Annotated in this window: 29 protein-coding genes; 15 read left to right on the forward strand and 14 right to left on the reverse strand. The window is 71.5% G+C overall.

Features of this window, described 5'->3' with window-relative positions:
* The first annotated feature begins 13 nt into the window (after window positions 1–13).
* From FHS87_RS13995 to FHS87_RS14005, 3 genes are read left to right on the forward strand one after another with little or no spacing between them, the layout of a single operon-like run.
* On the forward strand, window positions 14–1009 hold the full coding sequence (locus FHS87_RS13995) for a glycosyltransferase family 2 protein (RefSeq protein WP_221299908.1): 996 nt from the start codon (window positions 14–16) through the stop codon (window positions 1007–1009).
* On the forward strand, window positions 1006–1341 hold the full coding sequence (locus tag FHS87_RS14000; protein WP_184519433.1) for a DMT family transporter: 336 nt from the start codon (window positions 1006–1008) through the stop codon (window positions 1339–1341). The genes FHS87_RS13995 and FHS87_RS14000 overlap by 4 nt, the downstream gene beginning before the upstream one ends.
* Entirely contained in the window at window positions 1338–1739 is a 402-nt protein-coding gene (locus tag FHS87_RS14005) for a DUF3574 domain-containing protein (protein ID WP_184519436.1), read from the forward strand. The genes FHS87_RS14000 and FHS87_RS14005 overlap by 4 nt, the downstream gene beginning before the upstream one ends.
* A 7-nt stretch (window positions 1740–1746) precedes the next feature.
* Here FHS87_RS14005 and FHS87_RS14010 read toward each other — a convergent pair whose 3' ends face one another.
* The 4 genes from FHS87_RS14010 to FHS87_RS14025 form a co-directional block, all read right to left on the reverse strand.
* Window positions 1747–3630 carry a TRAP transporter permease gene (locus FHS87_RS14010; protein WP_184519439.1) on the reverse strand — a complete coding sequence of 628 codons (1884 nt, stop codon included), beginning with the start codon at window positions 3628–3630 and terminating at the stop codon, window positions 1747–1749.
* Between the two features lie 10 nt (window positions 3631–3640).
* Entirely contained in the window at window positions 3641–4624 is a 984-nt protein-coding gene (locus FHS87_RS14015; protein ID WP_184519442.1) for a TAXI family TRAP transporter solute-binding subunit, read from the reverse strand.
* Window positions 4625–4734: 110 nt separating this feature from the next.
* On the reverse strand, window positions 4735–5583 hold the full coding sequence (pdxY, locus tag FHS87_RS14020) for a pyridoxal kinase PdxY (protein WP_184519445.1): 849 nt from the start codon (window positions 5581–5583) through the stop codon (window positions 4735–4737).
* Between the two features lie 112 nt (window positions 5584–5695).
* Complete coding sequence (locus FHS87_RS14025; protein ID WP_184519448.1) at window positions 5696–6439, reverse strand: glucose 1-dehydrogenase; 744 nt, start codon at window positions 6437–6439, stop codon at window positions 5696–5698.
* Between the two features lie 80 nt (window positions 6440–6519).
* Here FHS87_RS14025 and FHS87_RS14030 point away from each other — a divergent pair, with 80 nt between their 5' ends.
* The 3 genes from FHS87_RS14030 (at window position 6520) to FHS87_RS14040 (ending at window position 7966) form a co-directional block, all read left to right on the forward strand.
* Window positions 6520–6900, forward strand: coding sequence for a YkvA family protein (locus tag FHS87_RS14030; protein ID WP_184519451.1), 381 nt, complete (start codon window positions 6520–6522; stop codon window positions 6898–6900).
* 122 nt (window positions 6901–7022) lie between these two features.
* Window positions 7023–7250 (forward strand): 50S ribosomal protein L31, encoded by a 228-nt coding sequence (rpmE, locus tag FHS87_RS14035; protein ID WP_184519454.1) that lies wholly within the window; start codon window positions 7023–7025, stop codon window positions 7248–7250.
* Between the two features lie 221 nt (window positions 7251–7471).
* Window positions 7472–7966 (forward strand): Hsp20 family protein, encoded by a 495-nt coding sequence (locus tag FHS87_RS14040; RefSeq protein WP_312861998.1) that lies wholly within the window; start codon window positions 7472–7474, stop codon window positions 7964–7966.
* 55 nt (window positions 7967–8021) lie between these two features.
* Here FHS87_RS14040 and FHS87_RS14045 read toward each other — a convergent pair whose 3' ends face one another.
* Entirely contained in the window at window positions 8022–8213 is a 192-nt protein-coding gene (locus FHS87_RS14045) for a DUF1192 family protein (RefSeq protein WP_184519457.1), read from the reverse strand.
* 124 nt (window positions 8214–8337) lie between these two features.
* On the opposite strand from FHS87_RS14045, the gene FHS87_RS14050 reads away from it, so the two are divergent.
* Window positions 8338–8892: a DUF1013 domain-containing protein gene (locus tag FHS87_RS14050; protein ID WP_184519460.1), complete on the forward strand. Its 555-nt coding sequence runs from the start codon at window positions 8338–8340 to the stop codon at window positions 8890–8892.
* Between the two features lie 90 nt (window positions 8893–8982).
* Here the strand turns inward: FHS87_RS14050 and FHS87_RS14055 are convergent, their stop codons facing one another.
* Window positions 8983–9165: a YdcH family protein gene (locus FHS87_RS14055; RefSeq protein ID WP_184519463.1), complete on the reverse strand. Its 183-nt coding sequence runs from the start codon at window positions 9163–9165 to the stop codon at window positions 8983–8985.
* A gap of 177 nt (window positions 9166–9342) precedes the next feature.
* Between FHS87_RS14055 and FHS87_RS14060 the strand changes: the two genes are divergently transcribed.
* The 5 genes from FHS87_RS14060 (at window position 9343) to FHS87_RS14080 (ending at window position 13011) form a co-directional block, all read left to right on the forward strand.
* A complete protein-coding gene (locus FHS87_RS14060; RefSeq protein WP_184519465.1) occupies window positions 9343–9543 on the forward strand; it encodes a YdcH family protein in 201 nt (66 codons plus the stop codon).
* A 32-nt stretch (window positions 9544–9575) separates the two neighbouring features.
* A complete protein-coding gene (gene purE, locus FHS87_RS14065) occupies window positions 9576–10031 on the forward strand; it encodes a 5-(carboxyamino)imidazole ribonucleotide mutase (protein ID WP_184519721.1) in 456 nt (151 codons plus the stop codon).
* Window positions 10028–11158: a 5-(carboxyamino)imidazole ribonucleotide synthase gene (locus FHS87_RS14070; protein WP_184519469.1), complete on the forward strand. Its 1131-nt coding sequence runs from the start codon at window positions 10028–10030 to the stop codon at window positions 11156–11158. Before purE ends, FHS87_RS14070 begins: the two co-directional genes overlap by 4 nt.
* A 178-nt stretch (window positions 11159–11336) precedes the next feature.
* On the forward strand, window positions 11337–12467 hold the full coding sequence (locus tag FHS87_RS14075) for an OmpA family protein (RefSeq protein ID WP_184519472.1): 1131 nt from the start codon (window positions 11337–11339) through the stop codon (window positions 12465–12467).
* A gap of 160 nt (window positions 12468–12627) precedes the next feature.
* A complete protein-coding gene (locus FHS87_RS14080) occupies window positions 12628–13011 on the forward strand; it encodes a hypothetical protein (RefSeq protein WP_184519474.1) in 384 nt (127 codons plus the stop codon).
* 55 nt (window positions 13012–13066) lie between these two features.
* Here FHS87_RS14080 and FHS87_RS14085 read toward each other — a convergent pair whose 3' ends face one another.
* The 3 genes from FHS87_RS14085 to def form a co-directional block, all read right to left on the reverse strand.
* On the reverse strand, window positions 13067–13612 hold the full coding sequence (locus tag FHS87_RS14085; protein WP_184519476.1) for a hypothetical protein: 546 nt from the start codon (window positions 13610–13612) through the stop codon (window positions 13067–13069).
* Between the two features lie 203 nt (window positions 13613–13815).
* Window positions 13816–14397, reverse strand: coding sequence for a COQ9 family protein (locus FHS87_RS14090; RefSeq protein WP_184519479.1), 582 nt, complete (start codon window positions 14395–14397; stop codon window positions 13816–13818).
* The gene (gene def, locus FHS87_RS14095) at window positions 14394–14927 is read right to left on the reverse strand and encodes a peptide deformylase (protein WP_184519482.1); all 534 of its coding nucleotides are present in this window, start codon (window positions 14925–14927) and stop codon (window positions 14394–14396) included. Before def ends, FHS87_RS14090 begins: the two co-directional genes overlap by 4 nt.
* Window positions 14928–15138: 211 nt before the next feature.
* On the opposite strand from def, the gene rpsU reads away from it, so the two are divergent.
* Entirely contained in the window at window positions 15139–15342 is a 204-nt protein-coding gene (gene rpsU / locus FHS87_RS14100) for a 30S ribosomal protein S21 (protein WP_043829268.1), read from the forward strand.
* Window positions 15343–15572: 230 nt separating this feature from the next.
* Window positions 15573–16292, forward strand: coding sequence for a gamma-glutamylcyclotransferase (locus tag FHS87_RS14105; protein WP_184519485.1), 720 nt, complete (start codon window positions 15573–15575; stop codon window positions 16290–16292).
* Here the strand turns inward: FHS87_RS14105 and FHS87_RS14110 are convergent.
* From FHS87_RS14110 to FHS87_RS14120, 3 genes are read right to left on the reverse strand one after another with little or no spacing between them, the layout of a single operon-like run.
* Window positions 16258–17667: an NAD(P)(+) transhydrogenase (Re/Si-specific) subunit beta gene (locus FHS87_RS14110; RefSeq protein ID WP_184519488.1), complete on the reverse strand. Its 1410-nt coding sequence runs from the start codon at window positions 17665–17667 to the stop codon at window positions 16258–16260. The genes FHS87_RS14105 and FHS87_RS14110 overlap by 35 nt on opposite strands.
* A 4-nt stretch (window positions 17668–17671) precedes the next feature.
* A complete protein-coding gene (locus FHS87_RS14115) occupies window positions 17672–18076 on the reverse strand; it encodes an NAD(P) transhydrogenase subunit alpha (protein WP_184519491.1) in 405 nt (134 codons plus the stop codon).
* Window positions 18077–18090: 14 nt separating this feature from the next.
* The gene (locus FHS87_RS14120; RefSeq protein WP_184519494.1) at window positions 18091–19239 is read right to left on the reverse strand and encodes a Re/Si-specific NAD(P)(+) transhydrogenase subunit alpha; all 1149 of its coding nucleotides are present in this window, start codon (window positions 19237–19239) and stop codon (window positions 18091–18093) included.
* Window positions 19240–19343: 104 nt separating this feature from the next.
* Between FHS87_RS14120 and FHS87_RS14125 the strand changes: the two genes are divergently transcribed.
* Window positions 19344–20111, forward strand: a complete 768-nt coding sequence (locus tag FHS87_RS14125; RefSeq protein WP_184519497.1) for a DUF3891 family protein — start codon at window positions 19344–19346, stop codon at window positions 20109–20111.
* Between the two features lie 25 nt (window positions 20112–20136).
* Here FHS87_RS14125 and FHS87_RS14130 read toward each other — a convergent pair whose 3' ends face one another.
* Both FHS87_RS14130 and FHS87_RS14135 read right to left on the reverse strand, forming a co-directional pair.
* Window positions 20137–21504 carry an ABC1 kinase family protein gene (locus FHS87_RS14130; protein WP_184519500.1) on the reverse strand — a complete coding sequence of 456 codons (1368 nt, stop codon included), beginning with the start codon at window positions 21502–21504 and terminating at the stop codon, window positions 20137–20139.
* On the reverse strand, window positions 21497–23353 hold the full coding sequence (locus tag FHS87_RS14135; RefSeq protein WP_184519503.1) for a M3 family oligoendopeptidase: 1857 nt from the start codon (window positions 23351–23353) through the stop codon (window positions 21497–21499). Before FHS87_RS14135 ends, FHS87_RS14130 begins: the two co-directional genes overlap by 8 nt.
* Between the last annotated feature and the right edge of the window lie 45 nt (window positions 23354–23398).

The following is a 23398-nucleotide window of genomic DNA, read 5'->3' on the forward strand; positions in this document are numbered from 1 at the left end:
GGACCCCCTATCCATGCGCGCCCAGGACAACATGGCGTCCCTTCCCGACACGGTGGGCCTGTCCATCGTCGTCCCCGTCTATCGCGGTGCCGCCACGGTCGGCACGCTGGTGGCCGCCCTTTCGGCGCTGCGCCCCGCGGGCGGGATCGAGATCGTGCTGGTGAACGACGGCTCGCCCGACAATTCCGGGGAGGTCTGCCGCCAGCTCGCCGCCGAGGCGACGGTTCCCCTCACCTATGTCGAGCACGCCCGGAACTTCGGCGAGCACAACGCCGTCATGTCAGGCCTCCGCGTCGCGCGCGGCTCCTACGTCATCACGATGGACGACGACCTCCAGAACCCGCCGGAGGAGGTGCTGAAGCTCTACGACCACGCGCGGCTCGGCGGGTTCGACGTCGTCTACACCCGCTACGCCGTGAAGGAGCACGAGGGCTGGCGCAACCTCGGCAGCCGCTTCGCCAATTGGATCGCGGACCTGCTGATCGACAAGCCGCGCGGCCTCTACCTCTCCTCCTTCCGCTGCATGAGCGCGCTCGTCGTGCGCGAGGTCACGCGCTATGCCGGCCCCTACCCCTATATCGACGGGCTGATCATGCAGGTGACGCAGCGCATCGATTCCATCGAGGTGCGGCACCTCAAGCGCGTGGAGGGGCGCAGCAACTACACGCTGCGGCGCCTCGTGCGGCTCTGGCTGAACCTGGCCACCAACTTCTCGCTCCTGCCCGTGCGCCTCGCGGTCTTCGCCGGCATCGCCATGGGCGTGCTCGGCGTGATCGCCGCGCTCTTCGTCATCGTGGAGGCCATGATGGGCGAGACGCCCTCGGGCTGGGCCTCAACCATGACGGTGACGCTGCTGCTCTCGGGCGTGCAGTTCCTCATCCTCGGCGTGCTCGGCGAGTATGTCGGCCGCTCCTTCCTCTCGGCCAACGGCACGCCGCAGGGCGTGGTGCGGGAAGTCGTCCGCGCCCGCCCCTCCGCCATGGACGCAAGGCTGGAAGACGCAGCGTGACGACCTACTGGATCACCCTGGCCGTCGCCATCGTCACCTCGATGGTCGGACAGATCCTGCTCAAGTCCGGGGCGATCGGGGAGGGCAACTTCGTCACCCAGCTCTTCCGGCCGCAGACGATCATCGGGCTCGGCCTCTACGGCGGGGCCGCGCTGCTCTACATCGTGGCCCTCCGCCGGATCCCGATGTCGGTCGCCCTGCCCTTCACCGCCGTCTCCTATGTCGTGGCGGTGCTGATCGGGCACTTCGTCTTCGGCGAGGGGCTCGGCACGCAGAAGCTCGTCGCGATCGGCCTCATCAGCCTCGGCGTGGTGGTGCTCGCCAGCGCATGAGGGCGGCGGCCCTCCTGCCGCTTCTCCTCGCGGCCTGCGCCGCAACGCCCTCCTGCCCCACCGGCACCGCTCCGGCCGCGGTCGCGGAACTCGCCTTCGGCCGCAACGGCGGGGACGGCGCGCTGCGGGTGGGCGAGGCCGACTGGGCCGCCTTCCTGGCCGAGGAGGCCACGCCCCGCTTCCCCGACGGCCTCACCGCCATGGACGCGCAGGGCCAATGGCGCGGGGCGGACGGGCGCATCGCCCGAGAGCCCGCGAAGCTCCTCCTGCTCGTCCTGCCCGGCGCCTCGATGGCCGAGGCCGCCGCGCGCACCGCCCCCCTCGCCGAGGCCTACCGGGCGCGCTTCGGGCAGGAGAGCGTGCTCCGCAACCTCCGCCCGGGCTGCGCGGGGTTCTGAACCCCGCTCAGGCCGGCCGCCGCGCGGGCGCCCCCACGCGCCCGAGCGCCCAGGCCAGCGCCATCGCCGCCAGCGCCACTGCCAGCCGCCCTGGGGCGGGAATAGCCGGCACGAAGGCCGCCACGAGACCCGCCGCGCCCAGCAGCAGCCGCGGCACCGGCCCGAGCGGCGCGGTGAGATAGCCCGCATAGGAGGCGGTGATCGCGACCAGCGCCGCCACCTGGATGGCGGTGGCGAGCAGTATGTCGACCGGCCCGCCCCGCATCATGATCCCGGGGTCGTAGATGAAGGCGAAGCCGACGGTGAAGCCCGCGATGCCGAAGCGCGTGGCGTGCAGGCTGGTGATGGTGGGCCCCGCCTTGGCGATGGAGGCCGCGGCAAAGGCGGCGGCGGCCACCGGCGGCGTCGCATCCGCCAGCACGGCGAAGTAGAAGAGGAAGAGATGGGCGGGCAGCACGTCCACGCCCATGGCGATGAGCTGCGGCACGCCGATCGCCGCGGCGATGATGTAGGAAGGCGTGGTCGGCAGCCCCATGCCGAGCACGAGCACGGTCAGCGCGAGCAGGATCAGCAGCAGGGGCAGCGAGCCGCCCGCCAGGTCCTTGATGATGCCGCCGAAGGCCACGACCATCCCCGTGGCCGTCAGCGCCGAGACGACGATGCCCGCCCCCGCGATGGCCACCGCCAGCGGCGCCATGGTCAGCCCCGCATTCAGCAGGCTCTCGAAGATCGCGCGCGGCGACATCCGCGTGCGCCGGCGCAGCACGGCCACCGCCACCATGGCGAGGGTGGCACAGAAGGCGGCGTAGTTGCCCGACCAGCGCTCCATCATGAGGTAGACGAGCACGCCCATGGGGATGACGAGATGCGCGTCGGCCAGGACCTCGCGCCAGGGCGGGATGTCGGCCTTCGGCATCGGCGCCATGCCGGCGCGCTTGGCCTCGAAATGCACGGCGGCGAGGATGGCGAAGTAGTACATCGCCGCCCCGATCGCGGCGGCGACTACGATCTCGCCGTAGGGGATGTTGGTGATCTCCGCCATGACGAAGGCCGCGGCCCCCATCACCGGCGGCATGATCGCGCCGCCCACCGAGGCCGCGCTCTCGATCCCGCCCGCGACGGCGGGCCTGTAGCCGATCTTCTTCATCAGCGGGATCGTCATCGCGCCCGTGGTGATGACGTTGGAGACGGAGGAGCCGCTCATCGTCCCGAAGAGGCCGGAGGTGATCACGGCCACCTTCGCCGGCCCGCCCGTGAAGCGCCCGGCCGCGGCCGCGCCGAGGTTGCTGAACAGCCGCCCCGTGCCGCTGCCCGCCATGAAGGCGCCGAAGATGATGAAGACCGCGATGGTCGTCGCCACGATCCCCGTCAGCGGCCCGTAGACACCGCCGGCCGTGGGCACGAGCCAGGAGGCCTCCAGGATCTCGGCAACCGAGAAGGGGCGCGTGTTCAGCACGCCCGGCAGGAAGTGGCCGAGCGCCATGTAGGCGATGCTGCCGATCACCATCCAGGCGAGCCCCGGCTCCACCGCGCGCCGCGTTGCCTCCAGCAGGGTGACGATGGCGAGCACGGCCATGACGGACATCACGGGGGTGAAGTCGTCCACGTATTCCATGCGGTCGGAGACGGCGCCCGCATTCACCCAGACCCAGAGATGCGGCGCGGCGGCGGCGGCGAACCAGGCCCAGTCGAGCGCGCTCGGCCGGCTGGCCGGGCTGGAGGCCCGCGCCGGCCAGAGAAGGAAGATTGGCGGCACGAGGGCCAGCAGGTGGAAGGCCCGCATGGCGATCGGCTCGGGGAAGCCGATGCCGCCGAACAGGAGGTGGACCGCCGCGGCCAGCGCCAGCCAGCCCGAGAGGACCGGGCCCAACGGCCCCTTCAGCTCGCGCAAGGGGGACCGCTCAGCCCGGCATCGCGCCGGCTTCACGATAGGCGCGGGCCGCGCCGGGATGCAGCGGCGCGCCCTCGTACTTCCAGGCCACCGCGGGGTCGTAGGCGGCCATGGAGGCGTGGATCTGCGTCAGCCGCGCGCCCTTGGCCGCGATCAGCACCTTGGTCAGCTTGTAGGCCACCTCCTCCGGCACGCTCTCATGCACGACGATGACGCTGTCCATCGTCGTCACCGGCAGGTCGGCGCCCTGCAGCGCGGGATAGGTGCCGGCGGGAAGGATGCCTTGGTTGTAGGCATAGGCGTCGATCAGGTGCTTGCGGATGTCGTCGGGGAAGCCCACCAGCCGCGCCGCGCGCCGCCCCTGCCCGATCTCCGTCAGCACCGCGGCGGGCTTGGCGAGGGCGCAGTACATGTAGTCCACCTGCCCGTCGGAGAAGGCGGCGGCGATGTCGTTGTAGGAGCCGTTGAGATAGGTCCCGCCATCGGCCCGGATCTTCTCGGGCGAGGTGCTGATGAACTTCATGATGCGCTGCAGCGTCATCTCGTCGGTGGAGGAGCGCTGGGGGCATCCGATGCGGAGGCCGCGCTGCGTCAGGATCGCGCGCATGTCCTCCAGCGGCTTGTCGGCGGCGCGGAGGAAATTGTGCTCGGTCGGCGAGTAGCCCGTGCCGAGGGTGCGGATCTTGTCGTGCTTCGCGCGATAGGGCTCCTCCCCCCGCACGGCGGCGGCGGTGAAGGCATCGATTCCCCAGCCCATCTGGGACTGGCCGTTGTTGATGCGCGTCGGGTTCGCCAGCCCCCCGCCCGGCACCACGCGGATCTGGAGGTCCGCCTCGTCCTTCGCCAGCGCCGCGATCCCCGCCCCCATCGTGTACCAGCCGCCGCCGAGCGACCCCGCCACGAACTCATAGGTCCCCTGGGCGGAGGCCGTCCGGATGAAGGGCATCGCCAGCGCGCCGCCGAGCACGATGCGGCGGGAGAGGATGGGGAGCATGCTGGCCTCCGGGGCGATGGATGAGCGGGGCCGGGATGTTGCGCGCCACCCGGCCGACCCCGCAATCCCTGCAACGACCATGCCGGGGCTCGCGGCGCCCGGCCCTGGGCCTAGCAGGGCTGGGCCATGAACACGCGCGACGGCGTGACGAACTCCTCCTGCGCCGCGACCGTCAGGATCTCGCGCGACCCCTCCTCCGCCGTGCGGCGCAGCAGGCCGAAGACGGAGGATGTGGCGGCGGAGAGGGCGAGGCGCGAATCGTCCCAGCGCAGTCGGTGGAAGAGGAAGAGCGCCGCCATCGCGTCCCCCGCGCCATTGACCGAGATGGGAAGGCGCGGCGTCCGCACCCGCCAGAAGCGCCCGTCCTCCCCGGCCAGGAGGTCCACCGCGTCCGCCGGCGTGTCCTCCACCTCAAGGCTGGTGACGAGCACGGTGCGGGGGCCGCGCGCCTGGAGCGTGCGGACGGCCGCCTTCGCGTCGTCCAGCGAGACCACCTGCCGCCCCGTCATCCATTCCAGCTCGAACTGGTTGGGGGTCACGATGGAGGCCTGGGGCACTGCCCTGTCGCGCATGAACTCGGGGATCCCGGGGCGCACGAAGACGCCGCGGCCGACATCGCCGATCACGGGGTCGCAGCACCAGATCGCGGCGGGGTTGGCCGCGCGCACCTTCTCCACGGCGCCCAGGATCGCCTCGCCGATCGAGGCGTCGCCCATGTAGCCGGAGAGCACGGCGTCGCAGCGCGGCAGCGCGCCGCGCTCCTCGATTCCCTGGACGAGGTCGCCGATCAGCTCCGCCCCGAAGACCTGGCCGCGCCACGCGCCGTAGCCCGTGTGGTTCGAGAACTGCACGGTGTTCACCGCCCAGACCTCCGCTCCCAGGCGCTGGAGGGGAAAGACCGCGCTGGCATTGCCGACATGGCCGTAGGCGACCCAGGACTGGATCGAGAGGATGTTCATCGCAGAACCCACCCCGCGCGGCACCGGGAATCGCCGCCTCGCCCGCGGGGCGGCGTGCGGCGACCCTCCCTAGCCCCGCCCCGCCCGGGCTGTCACGCCGGGTGGAGAGGCCTCAGGCGCAGCGCCCGCCATCCACGGGCAGCAGCACGCCCGTGATAAAGGAGGAGGCGTCCTCGGCCAGCCAGACGCAGGCATTGGCGATGTCGGCCGGGGTGGAAAGGCGGCCGATCGGGATGGTGGCGAGGAAGCGCTGCCGGTTCTCCGGCGTGTCCTCCACGCCCATGAAGGCGGAGGTCAGGCCCGTCACGCCCATCACGGGGCAGACGGCGTTCACCCGGACATTGTCCTTCGCCCATTCCTGGGCGAGCGCCTGGGTGAAGACGTTCACCGCCCCCTTCGTGCCGTTGTACCAGGTGAGGCCGGGGCGGGGCCGGAGCCCGGCGGTGGAGGAGATGGTGACGAAGCTGCCGCCGCCCCGCGCCTTCAGCGCGGGAAAGGCCGACTTCGCCATGAGGAAGACGGACTTCACGTTGATGGCGAAGACGCGGTCGAACTCCTCCTCCGACACGTCGAGGGAGGGCTGGTTGCGATAGGTCCAGCCGGCATTGTTCACCACGATGTCCAGCCCGCCGAGGGCGGAGACGGCGCCGTCCACCATCGCCTGGATGTCGGCCGCGCGGGAGACGTCCCCTCCCAGCGCCACGCCGCCGATCTCCCCGGCGACGCGCTGCGCCCCTTCCAGGTTGAGGTCGGCGACGGCGACCTTCGCGCCCTGAGCCGCATATTCCCGCGCGATCCCCTCGCCGAAGCCCGAAGCGGCACCGGTGACGAGCGCGAGCTTGCCCTGTAGGCGCATGGTTCCATTCTCCTGGACGTTCCGGCGGGCACTCTGGGAAACGGGCCGGGAGCGGTCAACGAGGCGGGCGGGAGGACGGGGTGCTGAAACGGCTTCGCGACTGGGCGCGCGCGATCCGGCGGGATGTCCACGCCCTGTTCCTGGCGGCGCGGGACCATCGCACGCCCCTGTACGCGCGCGCCCTCGCCCTGGCCATCGCCGCCTATGCCCTCAGCCCGATCGACCTGATCCCGGACTTCATCCCCGTCCTCGGCCTGCTGGACGAGGCGATCCTGCTTCCCCTTGCCATCCGGCTGGCGATTCGCCTGATCCCGCAGGCGCTGATGGCGGAGCACCGGGCCGCCGCTCTCGCCGCCTCCCGCCGGCCCTCCAGCAGGGCGGGCGCGGGCTTCGTCATCCTCATCTGGCTGGCCGGCTTCGCCCTCCTGCTCCGCTGGCTCTGGCCGGAGGCGGCGGGTTAGTCCGGGGCAACGGCCCCCGGGGGAGCAGGCAGATGTTGCACCCCCCGTTCCCCTCCGCTAAACGCCCGCAATTCGCGCTTCCGGTCGGCATCGGCGGCGCCAAACTCCATGGAATCCGCCCGATGAAGTCCGACATCCATCCCGACTACCACGAGATCACGGTCATCATGACCGACGGGACGACCTACAAGACCCGTTCCTGCATGGGCAAGGAAGGCGACACGCTGCGCCTCGACATCGACCCCAAGTCCCATCCGGCCTGGACGGGCGTGCAGCGCATCGTGGACACGGGCGGCCAGATCGCCAAGTTCAACAAGAAGTTCGCGGGCATCGGCACGCGCAAGGGCTGATCGGCTTCCTGCGCATAGCAGGGTTGCATCAGACGCAGAATGGGAAGGGCTCCGGCGCTTGAAGCGCCGGGGCCCTTTTCCCATTTCAGGCCCTGTCAGCGGTGCCCGTACGGGGCCGTTGGCGTGGGGCGAACCGGACGCACGGCCCAATCGGGGGTGCATCGAGCCGGAGAGCCCCGCATCGCAAACCGACGTGACCTTGCTCTCGCAGGAGGTTTCTCGTGAACGCTCTCGACTTCTCTCCCCTTTTCCGCACCGCCATCGGCTTCGATCGTCTCGCCCGCCTGATGGACACGGCCCGCGCGGCCGCCGACGCCCCGTCCTACCCGCCCTACAACATCGAGCGCACGGCCGATGACGCCTACACGCTGACGATGGCCGTGGCCGGCTTCGGGCAGGACGACATCGAGATCACCGCCCAGGACAACGTCCTCGTGGTCTCCGGCAAGGCCCCGCAGGCGCAGGATGAGGGCCGCTTCCTCCACCGTGGCATCGCCGGCCGCGCCTTCGAGCGCCGCTTCGTCCTCGCGGACCATCTCCGCGTCGAGGGTGCCAGCCTGGAGAACGGCCTTCTCCACGTCGCCCTGAAGCGCGAGGTGCCCGAGGCGCTGAAGCCCCGCCGCATCGCGATCGGTTCCTCCCGCCCGCAGCAGCCGGCGATCGAGGGCCGTGCCGAGGCGGCGAACACCCAGGACGGCCAGGCCCAGGCGGCCTGATCCCCAGGGGACTCGCATGAAAAGGGGCCGGCGGAGCGATCCGCCGGCCTTTTCCTTACCCCGGCTTGCGGAAGAAGGCGTCCGCCGCCGCCCGCTGGGCCCCGCGCGCGGCGATGGCGGCCTCGGCCTTCGCGATCTCTGCCCGCAGCGCCTCGATGTAGTGGCGCAGCGCCTCCTCGGACCAGCCGTCCAGCTTCTGCGGGGCGAAGCCCATCTCCGGGCGGCGCCGCTCCTCTTCCTCAAACATCCGCGGACTCCTCTCTTCCGGCTTTGACCGGCTCCATCCCCCTCTCTATATCCGCACGCAACAGCCCAGGGGGTTGCCCGGCCCCCGCCGACCATTCCCCCGGTCGCGACGAGGTTCCCGCCCTATGCCCACTCCGCTGATGCCCAAGGCCACCGCCGTGTGGCTGATCGACAAGACCTCCCTTACCTTCGACCAGGTGGCCGAGTTCGTCGGCATGCACCCCCTGGAAGTCCAGGCCATCGCCGACGGCGAGGTGGCGCAGGGCATCGTAGGCTACGACCCCGTGGCGAATGCGCAGCTAACCCGCCAGGAGATCGCCCGCTGCGAGGCGGACCCGAAGGCGCGGCTGCAGATCATGCAGAGCAACCTTCCTCAGCCGAAGATGCGCGGCAAGGGCGCGAAGTACACCCCCGTGGCCAAGCGCAACGACCGGCCGGACGGCATCGCCTGGCTGCTGCGGAACTACCCCCAGCTCACCGACGCGCAGGTGGCCAAGCTCCTCGGCACGACCAAGGAGACCATCGCCAAGGTGCGGGACCGCAGCCACTGGAACGCGGCCAACATCAAGCCGCGGGACCCCGTGATCCTCGGCCTGTGCAGCCAGTCCGACCTGAACGCGCTCATCGTCTCCATCGGCGCGGAGCCCGCCCCGACGGCGGTGGAGGACGACGCGGCCTGATCCGGCCGCCTCGCGGAAACCGCGGCGAGGACGAAAAAAGGGCGGGCCCCCTCGGGGGACCCGCCCTTCCTCATGGGGCCTGCGCGGCGCCTATTGCGGCCGGCGACGCTGCGCCTCCAGCCGCTCCAACTCCTCCTTCAGGCGAAGCTTCTCCCGCTTGAGGCGCGCCAGTTCGAGGCTGTCCGGCATGGGCCTGGCATCCTCGGCGAGAATGCGCGCGTCCAGCGCGTTGTGACGGTCCTTGAGCGACTGCAGCCGGTGCGGGTTCAGCATACGCTTGATCCTTGTCCTGCCAGATTCGTCGGTTTTCGGTCGTATCCGCGCGGCGTCTGTCGCCGCCGCGCGGGAGATGATATGGCAAGACCTAGCCCCAGGCGCGAGAATTCTCACGCCTTTATCAACCCGCCCCCGCTCCTGGCCGCAGGGGCGGCCCGACCCATCCGGGGGATCATGCTGGCCGAACGCGACAGCCTCCTGCGCCGCCTCCACGAGCTGCGGAGCGAGCACCGTGACCTCGACACCGTCATCGCCCGCATCGAGGACAGCCGCTACGATCAGCTCCAGCTGCAGCGCCTGAAGAAGCGCAAGCTGAAGCTGAAGGACGAGATCGCCTGGCTCGAGAGCCAGCTCGTCCCGGATATCATCGCGTGAGAGGCGCCCGCCCGCCGCTGGTCGGCATCATCATGGGCTCCCGCTCCGACTGGGAGACGATGCGCCACGCCGCCGAGATGCTGGAAGGGCTGGAGGTGCCGCACGAATGCCGCGTCGTCTCCGCCCACCGCACGCCGCGGCGCATGGTGGACTACGCCGAATCGGCCGTCTCCCGCGGGCTGAAGGTCATCATCGCTGGCGCCGGCGGCGCCGCCCACCTGCCGGGCATGACGGCCAGCATGACCCGCCTGCCCGTCCTCGGCGTGCCGGTGGAGAGCCACGCGCTGCGGGGCCAGGATTCGCTCCTCTCCATCGTGCAGATGCCGGCCGGCATCCCGGTCGGCACGCTGGCCATCGGCCGCGCCGGCGCGGTGAACGCGGCGCTGATGGCCGCCGCCATCCTCGCCCTCTCCGACTCCGCCCTGGCCGACCGGCTGGAGGCGCATCGCCGCGCCCAGACCGAGGGTGTGTCGGAGAGCGTGGCGTGAGCGCCAACCCCGGCCCCCTCCCCCCGGGTTCGACCATCGGCATCCTCGGCGGCGGCCAGCTCGGGCGGATGACGGCGCTCGCCGCCGCGCGGCTCGGCTATCGCTGCCACGTCTTCTCCCCCACCCCCGGCGAGCCCGGCACCCAGGTCGCCGCCGAGAGCACGGTCGCCCCCTATGAGGACGAGGAGGCGCTCGGCCACTTCGCGCGCTCGGTGGATGTGGTGACCTTCGAGTTCGAGAACGTGCCCGCCGCGACGCTCGACCGGCTCGCCGCCATCGTCCCCTGCCGGCCTGGCACGCGCGCCCTCTCCATCTGCCAGGACCGGCTGCTGGAGAAGGAGTTCCTGGCCAGGGCGGGCGTGCCTGTCGCCCCCTGGGCCGCCATCCATTCCGCCGCCGACCTCCCGGCCGCGCTGGCGACGACCGGCCTGCCCGCCGTCCTCAAGACCACCCGCCTCGGCTATGACGGCCGCGGCCAGGCGGTGGTCCGCACGGCTGAGGAGGCCGAGGCGGCCCTCGCCCGCCTCTCCCCCCATCCGCTGATCGCGGAGGCCTTCGTCCCCTTCGCGGCGGAGATCTCGGCCATCGCCGCGCGCGGGGTGGATGGCGACTGCGTGACCTACGATGCCGTCGAGAATCGCCACGCCCACCACATCCTGGACCTCTCCTTCGCGCCCGCCCGGGTCGCGCAGGAGGCGGCCGAGGCCGCGCGCCGCCACGCCGCCTCCGTGGCCGAGGCGCTGGAGCTGGTCGGCGTGCTGGCGGTGGAGTTCTTCCTCCTTCCCGACGGAAGCCTTCTCGGCAACGAGATCGCCCCGCGCCCGCACAACTCCGGCCACTGGACGATCGACGCCTGCCAGGCGAGCCAGTTCGACCAGCACGCCCGCGCCGTTGCCGGCCTGCCCCTCGCGCCCGCAGAGCGGCACGGCGACGCGGTGATGCGCAACCTCGTCGGGCCGGAGGGGATGGCGCGGTGGCCTGCTCTGGCCGGTGCGGCAGGCGTTTCGCCGCATCTCTACGGCAAGGTGGAGGCTCGGCCAGGGCGCAAGATGGGGCACGCCACGCGGGTGCTCCCTATGGGTGCGCTTGCCACCCTGGATGAGACGGATCTCCTCAACCATCTGTGACCGAAATGCCAGGGTACGCTGTGGCTGATCTGCCACATCGACCCCCAAACCCGTTCCGCGCGCGGCGTGTCGCGGTGCGCGTCCCCCGGTCGAATGGTAGAGAAACGTCACGCGGCGCCGGAATCGGGAAACCCTGACCTCCACGCCGCGCGTCCCTGGTGGATCGGGAGTTCATACCATGAGCCTGAAGAAGGCCCTCCTGGCCGCGACGATCATGTCGCTGCCGCTCGCCGCGCAGGCCCAGCCTGTCACCGGCGTCTACATCGCCGCCGGCGCCGGCTTCAACTGGCTGCAGAGCACGAACGACGGGGTCGAGGGCCCGGCCGGGACCGCGCTCGGCGTCGTCGGTGCCCGCACGAAGACCAACTTTGAGACCGGCTGGGTCGGCGTCGGCAGCATCGGCTACGGCTTCGGCAACGGCCTGCGCCTCGAGGCCGAGGGCAGCTACCGCGAGAACGACGTGGCGGACTTCCGCTTCGGCAACGTGAACCCCGCCGGCCAGGGCGGCCGCGCCCGCACCTACGGTGCGATGGGCAACGTGCTGTTCGACCTCGCCCTGCCCGGCATCCCCGTCGTCCCCTACATCGGTGGTGGCGTCGGCTATCAGTGGCACGAGTATGACAGCGTTCGCGGCACCGCCTTCGGCCCGGGCGCTGCCAGCCGCTCGCTGACCGTTGACGACCGCGACGGCAGCTTCGCCTATCAGGGCATCGCCGGCGTGGCGCTGAACCTCGGCGTTCCCGGCCTCGCCCTGACGGCCGAGTACCGCTTCCTCGGCACGCTCGGCCATGAGCTGGACGCGAATCTCGGCACGCGCACGGTTGCCGCCAACCCGGCGACCCAGACGAACGCCCGTGGCCGCCTGGACGTGGACAACTACAACCACTCCGTCCTGATCGGTCTGCGCTACGCCTTCAACGCGCCGCGCCCGGCGCCGGTGGTGGCAGTGGCTCCGGCCCCGGCGGCGGCTCCTGCCCCGGCGCGCACCTACCTCGTGTTCTTCGACTTCGACCGCGCCGACCTGACGGACCGCGCCCGCCAGATCATCGGCGAGGCGGCCCAGGCCGTGAACTCGACGGGCACGACGCGCCTCGAAGTGGCCGGCCACGCCGACCGCTCGGGCACGCCGCAGTACAACCAGCGCCTGTCCCAGCGCCGCGCCGAGGCGGTGGCGGCCGAGCTTGCCCGCCGCGGCATCTCGCGCAACCAGATCTCGGTCCAGGCTTTCGGCGAGAGCCGCCCGCTGGTGCCGACCGCCGACGGCGTGCGCGAGCCGCAGAACCGCCGCGTCGAGATCGTGCTGCGCTAAGCAGAACGGCCTCCCGCGAGGGCGTCCAGGGGGCGGGACCGAAAGGTCCCGCCCCCTTTCTTTTCGATCCGACGCGCCCCCTGCCGCGATGCTGGACAAGCACGGAGCGCGGGCGAATCCTTGCGGAGGAGAAACCCTCTGCGCCGAGGAGCCGCGGGCGATGCGCGCCGCCACCCTTTTCCCGCCCCTGCTCATCCTGGCGGCCTGCACCCCGGCCCCGCGGGAGCCCGGGCTGGCCGGCTATCTCCACATCCTCACGGCGGCACGCGACGCGCGTGAGGCCTGCGCCGGACTTCCCGGATGCACGACACCCGGGCTGGAGAGGGATCTCGCCCGGGCGGAGGCCGGAACCCCCTCCGAGTTCATGCTTCCGAGCCAGATGGCAGCGACCGAGCGGAGCCTTGCCGAGGCGGCTCTTCAGGCGGCCCATGCCGATTGCCGCGGCCGCGGGATCAAGCCGGGCTCGGCACGCTGGGAGCGCTGCCACCTCGACCGCGGCATCGCCCGGCTCGGAGAGGTGGCCGGGCTCTCGCCGGTGCCCTGAAATGACGAAGGGCGCCTCGCGGCGCCCTTCGAACCGTTCCGCTCCTGCCCGCCGATCAGCGGCCGGAGGTGGACACCTTGCGGACCGTGGTGCCGCGGCGCTCCGGCGCCGGGCGGGCCGCCGGAGTGGCCGGGGCCGCCGAGGCGCCGCAGTCGTTGCGGCCATGCGGGTTGGAGAGGTTGTTCTGCTGGGCGATCGTCGCCAGCGCCTCGGAGCTCTTCGGCGCCGCAAGGGCGGCCGTGAAGAGCGGCGCGACGTTGCGGCAGAAATGCGAGCCCTGGCGGATGCCGTCCTGCGACTGCGCATTGGCGAGCTGCGTGATGTAGCCGTCCAGCGAGGACTGGCCGCGCGCGCCGGCGGTGCGGCGGTAATGCGCGTTGATGCCGCGGTAGGCACCCTCGAGCTCGCCCTTATACTGGCGGACGAAGGTGTTGTACTGCTCGTCCTGCTGGCAGGAGAGCGCGGCGACCATCAGCTGGCTCTGCAGGGCGCGCACGTCGAAGGCGGCCTTCTCGGCGGGCTGCACGCAGGTCTGCGCCATGGCAGGGGTCGCAACGACGGCGGCCACGAGGCCGGCGGCGAGGAAGCGAAACGGCGACATCTTAACCGGGATCTCCCGAGGCATCTGGGAGGCGGCATCTCCGCCCCGGCGCGACATCTACCCAGTCGCGGCACCGGATGCACGCGGCTTTTTGAACGCCCGAGGCTAATACGCCCAGAGGTTTAGGCGGCGTGGCGGAAATGCCATGGCAAGGCCGCGCCCAGGCCCGGCGGGGGCGCGCGGCGGAGGCGCGCCCCTGCCCGTCAGGACGCTCCCTGGCGCCGCGCCCGGTGCAGCCGCCCCAGGCTGGCGAGCCGCCTGTCAAGGAATTCCAGGGCGGCATTCAGGCCGCCGGGCTCGCGCAGCCAGAAGGCCACGGTCGCGAGGTAGATGCCGGCGAGCGAGGCCCTGCGCGTGTACCAGGAGAAGTCCGCCGAGCGGTCCCCGGCCGCCGCCCAGATCGCGTCCACGGTCCGGGCCAGGCTGCGCGCGGCCGCCCGGGCGTTCCAGGGCAGGGCGAGCAGGGCGAGCGCGCGCCGGAGGGCGGCGCGGTGCGGCTCGATCTCGGCCAGCCGGATGGCGATCAGCCGGCGAATCCGCGCCGGGGTGCGGAGGGCGGAGAGGTCCTCCCGCGCGGCAGCTTCCTCCATCCGGCGATCCGTCAGGTCGATCCAGGCCTCCACGGCCCCGACGGGGCCGGAGGGGAAGAGCCAGCGATGGGCGACGGGGTCCATGCCCGCGCCGCGCAGCCCGGCCTCCAGGGCAGCCTCCGTCCATCCGAGTTGCGGCACATGCGGCAGGGCCGCCAGCACGGCGGCGTCCCGCTCGGCGCTACGCTCGATCACGCCTTTTCCTCCTCAACGGGCGCGCGCACGGGCCGCTGGGGCGCCTGGTGCCGCGACAATTCCTCGACGAAGCCCAGCCGGGCCAGATCCGCCATCCGCATGGGATAGAGAAGTCCCTCCAGATGGTCGAACTCGTGCTGCATCACCCGCGCCGCCATCCCGTCCGCCTCGCCCGAGACGGCGCGGCCCTCCGCATCCAGCCCGCGCCAGGCGATGCGGGGCGCGCGCGGGACTTCCCCCCGCAGGCCGGGGATGGAGAGGCAGCCCTCCCAGCCCGCCTCGCGCTCTTCGGTCAGCGGCGTGACCTCGGGGTTGAACAGGGCGAAAACCCGCTCGCCGTCGCGCATGACGAAGAGGCGGAGCGGCACATGGACCTGCGGCGCGGCGAGACCGAGGCCGCCGGCATCGACCATCGTCTCGGCCATGTCCCTGGCCAGCCGGCGCATCTCGGGCACGGTCGGGTCCTCCACGGGCTCGGCGCGGCGCAGGAGCACGGGGTGCCCCATCCGCGCGATCTTCAGGATCGCCATCGGTGTTCCATCGGCAGTGCGGGCAGGCTTGCCCTCTCCAGCATGTTGGGGCCGCGCCCGGATTCGTCACCAGGGGCAGGGCCGGGCCGTTTGGGGCTTCCACATGACGCCCCGGCCGTGTTAGACGGCCGGGCTTTCGCCTGATGGAGTCGGTCCATCGGGCCGTTCACCCGTCTCACCATCCACCCCAAGGCAAGGAGGACGTTGCCGCGTGCAAGTCGTCGTTCGGGACAACAACATCGACCAGGCCCTGAAGGCCCTCAAGAAGAAGCTGCAGCGTGAAGGCGTCTTCCGCGAGATGAAGCTCCGCCGCCACTTCGAGAAGCCCTCCGAGCGCCGCGCCCGCGAGGCCGCCGAGGCCGTTCGCCGCGCCCGCAAGGTGGAGCGCAAGCGCCTGGAGCGCGAGGGCTTCTGAGCCTTTCCTCCCCTCGCGGGGAGGAATGCCGAGCACGCAGAAGGCCGCGGCGCGGGGATCAAACCCGCGGACCGCGGCTTCCGTGTTTTGCCCCTATTGTTCAGGCTGATTGCGAGAACTAGCGCCTGTCCGCACCCTGATCCGTCGGGATGCGGGCCCGAGGGCACGCAGTATCGGCAGAACCGGGCCGGGGCCCGCGCGTTTGGCCGGGGCAACCTGCCGGATGCCCCATGCCCCGCCTCACCCACGAGTTGATCGCGCGCAGCGTCCCCCCTGCCCCCGCCTCCCCGGCAGCGCCCCTGCCCGACGAGACGCGGCTGCGCGCCGAGATGCAGGTCTTCCTCCACGGCCGGGATCCAGAGCTCGGCATCTGGGTCTTCGCCTATGGCGCGCTGATGTGGGAATATGCGGAGGCGCGGCCCGACATCGTCGCGCCCGCCCGCCTGCCCGGCCTCGCCCGCCGCTACACGCTGCGCGACGTGCATGACCGTGGCACGCCGGATCGTCCCGGCCTGACCCTCGGGTTGGAGAGCGTCCCCGCCCTCGCCTGCACCGGCCTGCTGCTGCACCTGCCCGGCCCCGGGGTGGAGGAGCGTCTCTGGCCCGTCTGGAAGCAGGAGATGGGGCCGGGCTTCTACCGGCCGGAGTGGTGCGAGGCCGTGATGCACGCCGGCCGCACGGCGGGGGGCGCGCCGGTTCGCGCCCTCTCCTTCGTCGCCAGGCACGACCACCCGCTCTTCGCGGGCGAGATGCCGGTCGGGCAGACGGCCGACATCCTTGCCCGCAGCCGCGGCCCGAACGGCACGGCTGCCGCCTACCTGCTGGACGCCGCCGAAACGCTCCGCCGCAACGGCATGCGCGACGCCCTGCTGGAGAGCCTGGAGGCGGAGCTGGCCCGCCGCCTCGACGGCCCCGCTACTTCTGGAGCGCCTGCACGATCTGCTGCGTGACCTTCTTCGCGTCCCCGAAGAGCATCATCGTGTTGTCGCGGAAGAAGAGCTCGTTCTCCACCCCGGCATAGCCCGAGGACATGCCGCGCTTGACGAAGAACACCGTCTTCGCCCGCTCCACGTCGAGGATCGGCATGCCGTAGATGGCGCTCGACTTGTCGGTCTTGGCCGCCGGGTTGGTCACGTCGTTCGCGCCGATGACGTAGGCGACATCGGCCTCGGCGAATTCGGGGTTGATCTCCTCCAGCTCGTGCACCTCGTCATAGGGGACGTTGGCCTCGGCCAGCAGGACGTTCATGTGGCCGGGCATGCGTCCGGCGACGGGGTGGATGGCGTACTCCACCGTCGCGCCCTCCTTCTTCAGCAGGTCCGCCATCTCCCGCACGACCTGCTGCGCCTGGGCCACCGCCATGCCGTAGCCGGGCACGATGATGATCTTCCCGGCGTTCCTCATGATGTAGGCCGCGTCCTCCGGGCTGCCGGACTTCACGGGGCGCGCGGGCTGCGCCGCGCCCCCGGCCGCGGCAGCCCCGCCCGCCTCGGCGCCGAAGCCGCCGAGCAGCACGTTGAGGATGGAGCGGTTCATCCCCTTGCACATGATGTAGGACAGGATCGCGCCCGAGGCGCCGACGAGCGCGCCGGTGACGATCAGCAGCAGGTTGCCGATGGTGAAGCCGATGCCCGCCGCCGCCCATCCGGAATAGGAGTTCAGCATCGAGACGACGACGGGCATGTCCGCCCCGCCGATCGGGATGATGAGGAGGAAGCCGAGGGCGAAGGAGAGGATGGCGATCAGCAGGAACAGCGCCGGGCTCCCGGACCAGACGAAGCCCGCGACCAGCAGCAGCAGCAGCACGCCCAGCGCCGCGTTCAGCATGTGCTGCCCGCGGAAGAGGATCGGCGCGCCCGACATCCGCCCCGCGAGCTTGGCGAAGGCGATCACCGAGCCGGAGAAGGTGACGGCGCCGATGGCCAGGCCGAGCGACATCTCCAGCAGCGACTGCCGGTGGATGGCGCCGGGCACGCCGATGCCGAAGCTCTGCGGCGCGAGCAGCGCGGCGGCGGCCACGAACACCGCCGCCATGCCCACGAGCGAGTGGAAGGCCGCGACGAGCTGGGGCAGCGCCGTCATCTGGATGCGGTTGGCGATCACCGCGCCGATGCCGCCGCCGATGGCGAGGCCAGCGATGATGAGCGCGATCCCGCCCGGGCGCATCCCGGGCGTGGCCAGCGTGGCGAGGATGGCGATCCCCATCCCCACCATGCCCATGAGGTTGCCGCGGCGGCTGGTGGAGGGATGGGAAAGGCCGCGCAGCGCGAGGATGAAGAGGACGGAGGCGACGAGATAGGCGAGGGTCGAGAGGGTGTGGGACACGATCTCAGCCCTTCCGCTGGAACATGGCGAGCATCCGCCGGGTGACGAGGAAGCCGCCGAAGATGTTCACCGCCGCCAGCGTGACGGCGAGGAAGCCGAAGGCCTGGGCCAGCCAGGAATCCCCGAGGCCAGTGGCGAGCATCGCACCCACCACGATCACGGAGGAGATGGCGTTGGTCACGCCCATCAGCGGCGAGTGCAGCGCGGGCGTCACGCTCCACACCACGTGGTAGCCGACGAAGCAGGCGAGCAGGAAAATCGTGAGCAGGAGCAGGAAGGGCTCGGCCGCGGCCGCCCCGTGCTCGATCACGGGCACCGCCTCCACGGCGGCCGCGCGTGCCTCCAGGGCCAGGGCGAGCGCCCGCTCGGCCATCTCCTGGGCACGGAAGGCGAGTTCCTCAGCGTTCATCTCTCGGTATCCCCTCAGCCGGCCGCAAGGCTCGCATGCACCACCTGCCCGCCGCGCGTCAGCATCACGCCGCGCACGAGGTCGTCCTCCGCCGGCAGCACCGGGCGAGAGGACTCCTTGTCCCAGAAAGTGGTCAGGAAGGTCAGGAGGTTGCGGGCATAGAGGCTGCTGGCGGCCGCCGGGATGCGCGCGGGCCAGTTACGCCAGCCCAGCACCGTCACCCCGTTGGCCGTGACGACCTTCTCCCCGGGCTTCGTCAGCGCGCAGTTGCCGCCGGCATCGGAGGCGATGTCCACGATCACCGAGCCCGGCTTCATCGAGGCGACCATCGCCTCCGTCACCAGGATCGGCGCCCGCCGCCCCTGGACGAGGGCGGTGCAGACAACGATGTCCATCTTGCCGATCGCGCCGGCCACCACCTCGGCCTGCTTCGCCAGGAACTCGGCGCTCATCGGCTTGGCGTAGCCGCCGGCCGTCTGGGCAGCGCGGCTCTCCTCGTCCTCGTAGCCGACGAAACTGGCCCCGAGCGACTTGATCTCCTCCTTCGCCGCCGGGCGCACGTCGGTTGCAGAGACGCGGCCGCCCAGGCGCCGCGCCGTCGCGATGGCCTGCAGCCCCGCGACGCCCGCGCCCATCACCAGCACGTTCGCGGCCGGGATGGTGCCGGCGGCCGTCATCAGCATGGGGAAGGCGCGGTCGAAGGCCGCGGCGCCCTCCACCACCGCCCGGTAGCCCGCGAGATTCGCCTGGGAGGAGAGCACGTCCATGCTCTGGGCCCGGGTGATGCGGGGCAGCATCTCCATCGCCGCCGCGTCCACCCCGGCGGCGGCGAGGCGCCCGGCAGCCTCCCGGTCCGCCCCGAGGGTTCCGAACAGCAGCGCACCGCGGGGCATGAGGGAGAGTTCGTCCACCTCCCCCTCCCCCGCCGCGAGGGGGGCGCGCACCTTCAGCACGATCCCCGCCCCGGCCAGGGCCGAGGCGGCATCGGGCGAGACCTGCGCCCCGGCCGCGGCATACTCGCTGTCCGGGAAGCCGGCCGGGAGGCCCGCCCCGCTCTCCACGGCCACGGTGCAGCCGAGCGCGATCAGCTTCTTCGCGGTCTCCGGCGTTGCCGCCACCCGGGCCTCGTCCGCCCGGCGCTCCTTCAGCACGGCAACCCGCATCGTACCCTTCCCGTCATCCCTCGTGGGCAGGGAGGATCGCGGGGGGAAGAGAATGGCGCAAGCCTCTCTCCGCACCCCGTGCCCCGGCCGCGCGTTAGGGCGGCATGATCCTGCGCGAGCCGGAGGACGGCGCCCGCCTCCTCATTCCCCAGCCCTCCCACGCCCTGCTCTCCGGCCAGATCATGGCGGCCTGGGGCGCACCCGGCTTCGCGCGGCCCGAACCGGCAGCGGAGGTGATCCTCGCCGCCGGGCAGCACGACATCGCCTGGATGCCCTGGGAAGCCGCGCCCACGCTGGATGCGCGCACCGCCCTGCCGCACGCCTTTACCGCGATCGGCCCCGCCACCCACGCGCCGATGTGGGCGCGCGGCGTGGAGATGGCCCGCGCCGCCTGGGGCCTCTGGCCCGCCCTGCTCGTCTCCCGCCACGGCACGCTGATCTACACGCGCTACGCCAATCCGGAGCGGGACACGGAGGCGGACAAGGCCGCCGCCGCACGCTACCTCGCGGAGCAGGAGCCGATGCAGCGGGACTGGGCCGCGCGCCTCGGCGCCCCGCCGGAGCTGGTGGACCGCAACGCGGCCCTCGTCGCCGTGGCGGACGCGCTCTCCCTCGCCCTCTGCTTCGGGCGGCCGGAAATGGCCGGGGAGGCGCCGATGGAGGATGGGAGCCGCCGGAAGCTGGCCCTGAAGCGGCTGGCCGCGGGCCGCTGGTCGCTCGACCCCTGGCCGTTCCGCCAGGAAAGGCTGACGCTCCGCTGCGAGGCCATCCGCATCCCCGCCGGGACGCGCTGGACGGAGGAGGAGGCCATGCGCCGCGACCTGCGCGACGCGCCCCGCACCGCGCTGGCCGAGACCCTGACGCCGGGCTGACAGCGCAGCCCGGCGCGCGGAGGGATCAGACGTGCGGCGTCTCGGTCGGGGGCACGCCGGCATCGCGCAGCGCCGCCGCCTGCCGTGCCGCCAGGTCCTCCTCGCGGTAGTCGTCCACGAGCTGGTGGAACATGTCGTGCCAGTTCATCTCGGCCTTGAGGCGCAGGAACACGCTGCCCAGCCCTACGGCCGCCCGGTCCATCAGCACGAACTCGCGCGGCGGGCGCACGCCGCCCACGCGCTTGAGCCCGGCATGGACCTCCTCGGCCACCTTCCGCCCGTATTGCGGGTCGTTCGTCTCCTGCACCGGGCGCACGCGGTCCTGCAGCAGGGGCTCGTAGAGGAAGCGGGCCCAGTGCAGCAGCACCTCCATCGTCTCGCGCTTGAGGTCGCGAAAGCCCCATAGCTCGAAGGCGTAGGCCGCCTTGTCGTTGTCCCCGTCCCGCACCGCCTCGTACAGCGTCAGCGTCCCCGTAATGAAGCGCGGCGGGAAGACGCGGATCGCGCCGAAATCGAGGAGGTTGATGCCCCCCTCATCGGGCCGCACCTGATAGTTGCCGAGATGCGGGTCGCCATGGATCACGCCGTAGCGGTAGAGCGGCACGTACCAGGCCTGGAACAGCGCGCGCGCATAGGCGTTGCGCTCCTCCAGCGAGGGGTTCTCCTCCAGCCGCGCGAGGATGGAGCGGCCGTCGAGCCAGGTCATGGTCAGCAGGCGCTTCGTCGTCAGCGCGGAGACGGGCGAGGGCACGCGCACCTCCGGCGTGTTGCGCAGCATGATGCCGTACATCCGCATCTGCGCGGCCTCGCGCTCGTAGTCCAGTTCCTCGCGCAGCCTCTCACGCAACTCGTCATAGACGTCGTCGTGCTGGATCGTGTTGTCCATGCGGGCATAGAGCCCCATGGCGAGGCGGAGCTGGCGGAGGTCGGCCTCCACCACGCTCGGCATGTCGGGATACTGCAGCTTGCAGGCCACGCGCGTGCCGTCGTGCAGCAGGGCGCGGTGCACCTGGCCCAGCGAGGCCGCGGCCGCCGCCTCGCGCCCGAACTCCTTGAACTTCGACTCCCAGGCCGGGCCGAGCTCCGTGCCCATGCGCCGGCGCACGAAGGCCCATCCCATGGGCGGCGCGTTCGCCTGGAGAGAGGCGAGCTGCTGCGCGTACTCCTCCGGCAGCGCGTTCGGCACGGTGGAGAGAAACTGCGCCACCTTCATCAGCGGGCCCTTCAGCCCGCCGAGGATCGACTTCAGGTCCTCCGCATGCGCCACCTTATCGGTCTTGATGCCGAGGAAGCGCTCCCCCGCCACGCGCGCGGCGATACCGCCGACCGCGCCGGAGGTGCGCGCCATCCGGCGGATCTCGCCGAACAGCGTGTTCTCGCGGTCCTCAGCCATCGGCCTGCCCCGGGGAGGCTTCCAGCTCGTCAATGAAGCCCGCGATCACGTCCAGCCCCCTTTTCCAGAATTTCGGGTCCGACGCATTGAGGCCGAAGGGCGCCAGCAATTCCTGGTGCCGCAGCGTGCCGCCGGCGCGGAGGAGGTCGAGATACTTGGTCGCGAAGTCCTTCACCTCCCCGTCCTGATAGACGCCGTAGAGCGCGTTCACCAGGCAGTCCCCGAAGGCGTAGGCGTAGACGTAGAAGGGCGTGTGGATGAAGTGCGGGATGTAGGACCAGTAGACCCCGTAATCCGGCGTGAAGTCGAAGGCCGGGCCGAGGCTCTCCCTCTGCACCCCCATCCAAATCTCCGCGATCCGCTCGGAGGACAGCTCGCCCTTGCGCCGCTCGTCGTGCAGCAGCGTCTCGAAGCGGTAGAAGGCGATCTGGCGGACGACGGTGTTGAGCATGTCCTCCACCTTGGAGGCGAGCATCAGGCGGCGCCGCTTGGGATCCGTCTCCGCATCGAGCATGGCGCGGAAGGTGAGCATCTCGCCGAAGACGCTCGCGGTCTCGGCCAGCGTCAGCGGCGTGCCGGACATGAGGTAGCCCTGCTTCGCGGCGAGGCGCTGGTGGACGCCGTGGCCCAGCTCATGCGCCAGCGTCATCACGTCCCGCGATTTCCCGTGATAGTTCACGAGCAGGTAGGGGTGGGCGGAGGGCACGGTCGGGTGCGCGAAGGCGCCGCTCGCCTTGCCCGGGCGCAGCGCGGCGTCGATCCAGGGCTTGTCGAAGAAGTCGCGGCCGAGCGAGGCCAGCTCCGGGCTGAAGGCGTTGTAGGCCGTCAGCACCTGCTCGCGCGCGTCCTTCCAGGGGATGGTGCGGTCCATGTCCCCGGGCAGCGGCGCGTTGCGGTCCCAGTGCTTCATGCGCTCCAGGCCCAGCCACTTCGCCTTCATGGCGTAGTAGCGGTGCGACAGGCGCGGGAAGCTCTCGACGACGGCGGAGACGAGGGCGTCCACCACCTCGTCCTCCACCATGTTGGCGCGGTTGCGGGAGGTGCCGGGGCGCGGGTAGTTGCGCCAGCCGTCGATGATCTCCTTGTCCTTCGCCAGCGTGTTGGTGATGAGCGAGAACAGGCGGACATTCTCGCCGAAGGCCTTGGAGATGCCGGTCGCCGCCGCCTCGCGCACAGAGCGGTCGCGGTCCGACAGGAGGTTCAGCGCGGCCGAGACCGTCATCTCTTCCGGGGCGCCGCCGCGCGATACGGGCACGCGCATATGGGCGATCGTCTCGTCGAACAGCCGGTTCCAGGCGGAGCGGCCCGTCACCTCCTTCTCGTGCAGCAGCTTCTCCACCTCGTCCGAGAGCTGGTGCGGGCGGAAGACGCGGAGGTCCCGCAGCCAGGGCCGCCAGCGCGCCAGCGCCGGGGAGGAGGCGATGCGCGCCTCCAGCAGCGTGTCGTCGAGCCGGTTCAGCTCCAGGGTGAAGAAGAGCAGGTGGCTGCCGATGGAGGTCACCCGCTCCTGCATCGTCTGGTAAAAGCGCCCGTTCCCGGCATCCTGGGCGTCGCCGCTGAAGAGAAGCTGGGCGTAGGACATCACGCGCCCCAGCACTTCCTCGACCCGCTCGTATTCCCGCAGCGCCGCATCCAGCGCGTCACCCGAGAGGGAGGCGAGCCGGCCGGCATGCCCTCCCTCGAAGGCCCGCGCCGCCGTCTCGGCCGCGTCGAGATCGCCGAGCAGCCGGGGGTCCTCCGGGCCGGCATAGAGGTCGCGCAGGTCCCATTCCGGCAACGCCTCCCCGGCCGGGACGGAACCGATCCGGGCCTCGGTGTCGCGCGGGGCGCTGGGCTTTCGCAGGGTCATCAGGACGGGGCGCCTTGTGGTATCGGGATTTGCCGTCCCGATATA

The sequence above is a fragment of the Muricoccus pecuniae genome (assembly GCF_014199205.1).
Taxonomy (GTDB): Bacteria; Pseudomonadota; Alphaproteobacteria; order Acetobacterales; family Acetobacteraceae; genus Roseomonas; species Roseomonas pecuniae.

Coding starts and splice junctions, on each gene's coding strand:
- FHS87_RS13995 (WP_221299908.1), top strand. CDS start 14: ATGCGCGCCCAGGACAACATGGCGTCCCTTCCCGACACGGTGGGCCTG.
- FHS87_RS14005 (WP_184519436.1), top strand. CDS start 1,338: ATGAGGGCGGCGGCCCTCCTGCCGCTTCTCCTCGCGGCCTGCGCCGCA.
- FHS87_RS14015 (WP_184519442.1), bottom strand. CDS start 4,624: ATGCTCCCCATCCTCTCCCGCCGCATCGTGCTCGGCGGCGCGCTGGCG.
- pdxY (WP_184519445.1), bottom strand. CDS start 5,583: ATGAACATCCTCTCGATCCAGTCCTGGGTCGCCTACGGCCATGTCGGC.
- FHS87_RS14025 (WP_184519448.1), bottom strand. CDS start 6,439: ATGCGCCTACAGGGCAAGCTCGCGCTCGTCACCGGTGCCGCTTCGGGC.
- rpmE (WP_184519454.1), top strand. CDS start 7,023: ATGAAGTCCGACATCCATCCCGACTACCACGAGATCACGGTCATCATG.
- FHS87_RS14045 (WP_184519457.1), bottom strand. CDS start 8,213: ATGTTTGAGGAAGAGGAGCGGCGCCGCCCGGAGATGGGCTTCGCCCCG.
- FHS87_RS14050 (WP_184519460.1), top strand. CDS start 8,338: ATGCCCACTCCGCTGATGCCCAAGGCCACCGCCGTGTGGCTGATCGAC.
- FHS87_RS14055 (WP_184519463.1), bottom strand. CDS start 9,165: ATGCTGAACCCGCACCGGCTGCAGTCGCTCAAGGACCGTCACAACGCG.
- FHS87_RS14060 (WP_184519465.1), top strand. CDS start 9,343: ATGCTGGCCGAACGCGACAGCCTCCTGCGCCGCCTCCACGAGCTGCGG.
- purE (WP_184519721.1), top strand. CDS start 9,576: ATGGGCTCCCGCTCCGACTGGGAGACGATGCGCCACGCCGCCGAGATG.
- FHS87_RS14075 (WP_184519472.1), top strand. CDS start 11,337: ATGAGCCTGAAGAAGGCCCTCCTGGCCGCGACGATCATGTCGCTGCCG.
- FHS87_RS14080 (WP_184519474.1), top strand. CDS start 12,628: ATGCGCGCCGCCACCCTTTTCCCGCCCCTGCTCATCCTGGCGGCCTGC.
- FHS87_RS14085 (WP_184519476.1), bottom strand. CDS start 13,612: ATGTCGCCGTTTCGCTTCCTCGCCGCCGGCCTCGTGGCCGCCGTCGTT.
- def (WP_184519482.1), bottom strand. CDS start 14,927: ATGGCGATCCTGAAGATCGCGCGGATGGGGCACCCCGTGCTCCTGCGC.
- FHS87_RS14105 (WP_184519485.1), top strand. CDS start 15,573: ATGCCCCGCCTCACCCACGAGTTGATCGCGCGCAGCGTCCCCCCTGCC.
- FHS87_RS14115 (WP_184519491.1), bottom strand. CDS start 18,076: ATGAACGCTGAGGAACTCGCCTTCCGTGCCCAGGAGATGGCCGAGCGG.
- FHS87_RS14120 (WP_184519494.1), bottom strand. CDS start 19,239: ATGCGGGTTGCCGTGCTGAAGGAGCGCCGGGCGGACGAGGCCCGGGTG.
- FHS87_RS14125 (WP_184519497.1), top strand. CDS start 19,344: ATGATCCTGCGCGAGCCGGAGGACGGCGCCCGCCTCCTCATTCCCCAG.
- FHS87_RS14130 (WP_184519500.1), bottom strand. CDS start 21,504: ATGGCTGAGGACCGCGAGAACACGCTGTTCGGCGAGATCCGCCGGATG.
- FHS87_RS14135 (WP_184519503.1), bottom strand. CDS start 23,353: ATGACCCTGCGAAAGCCCAGCGCCCCGCGCGACACCGAGGCCCGGATC.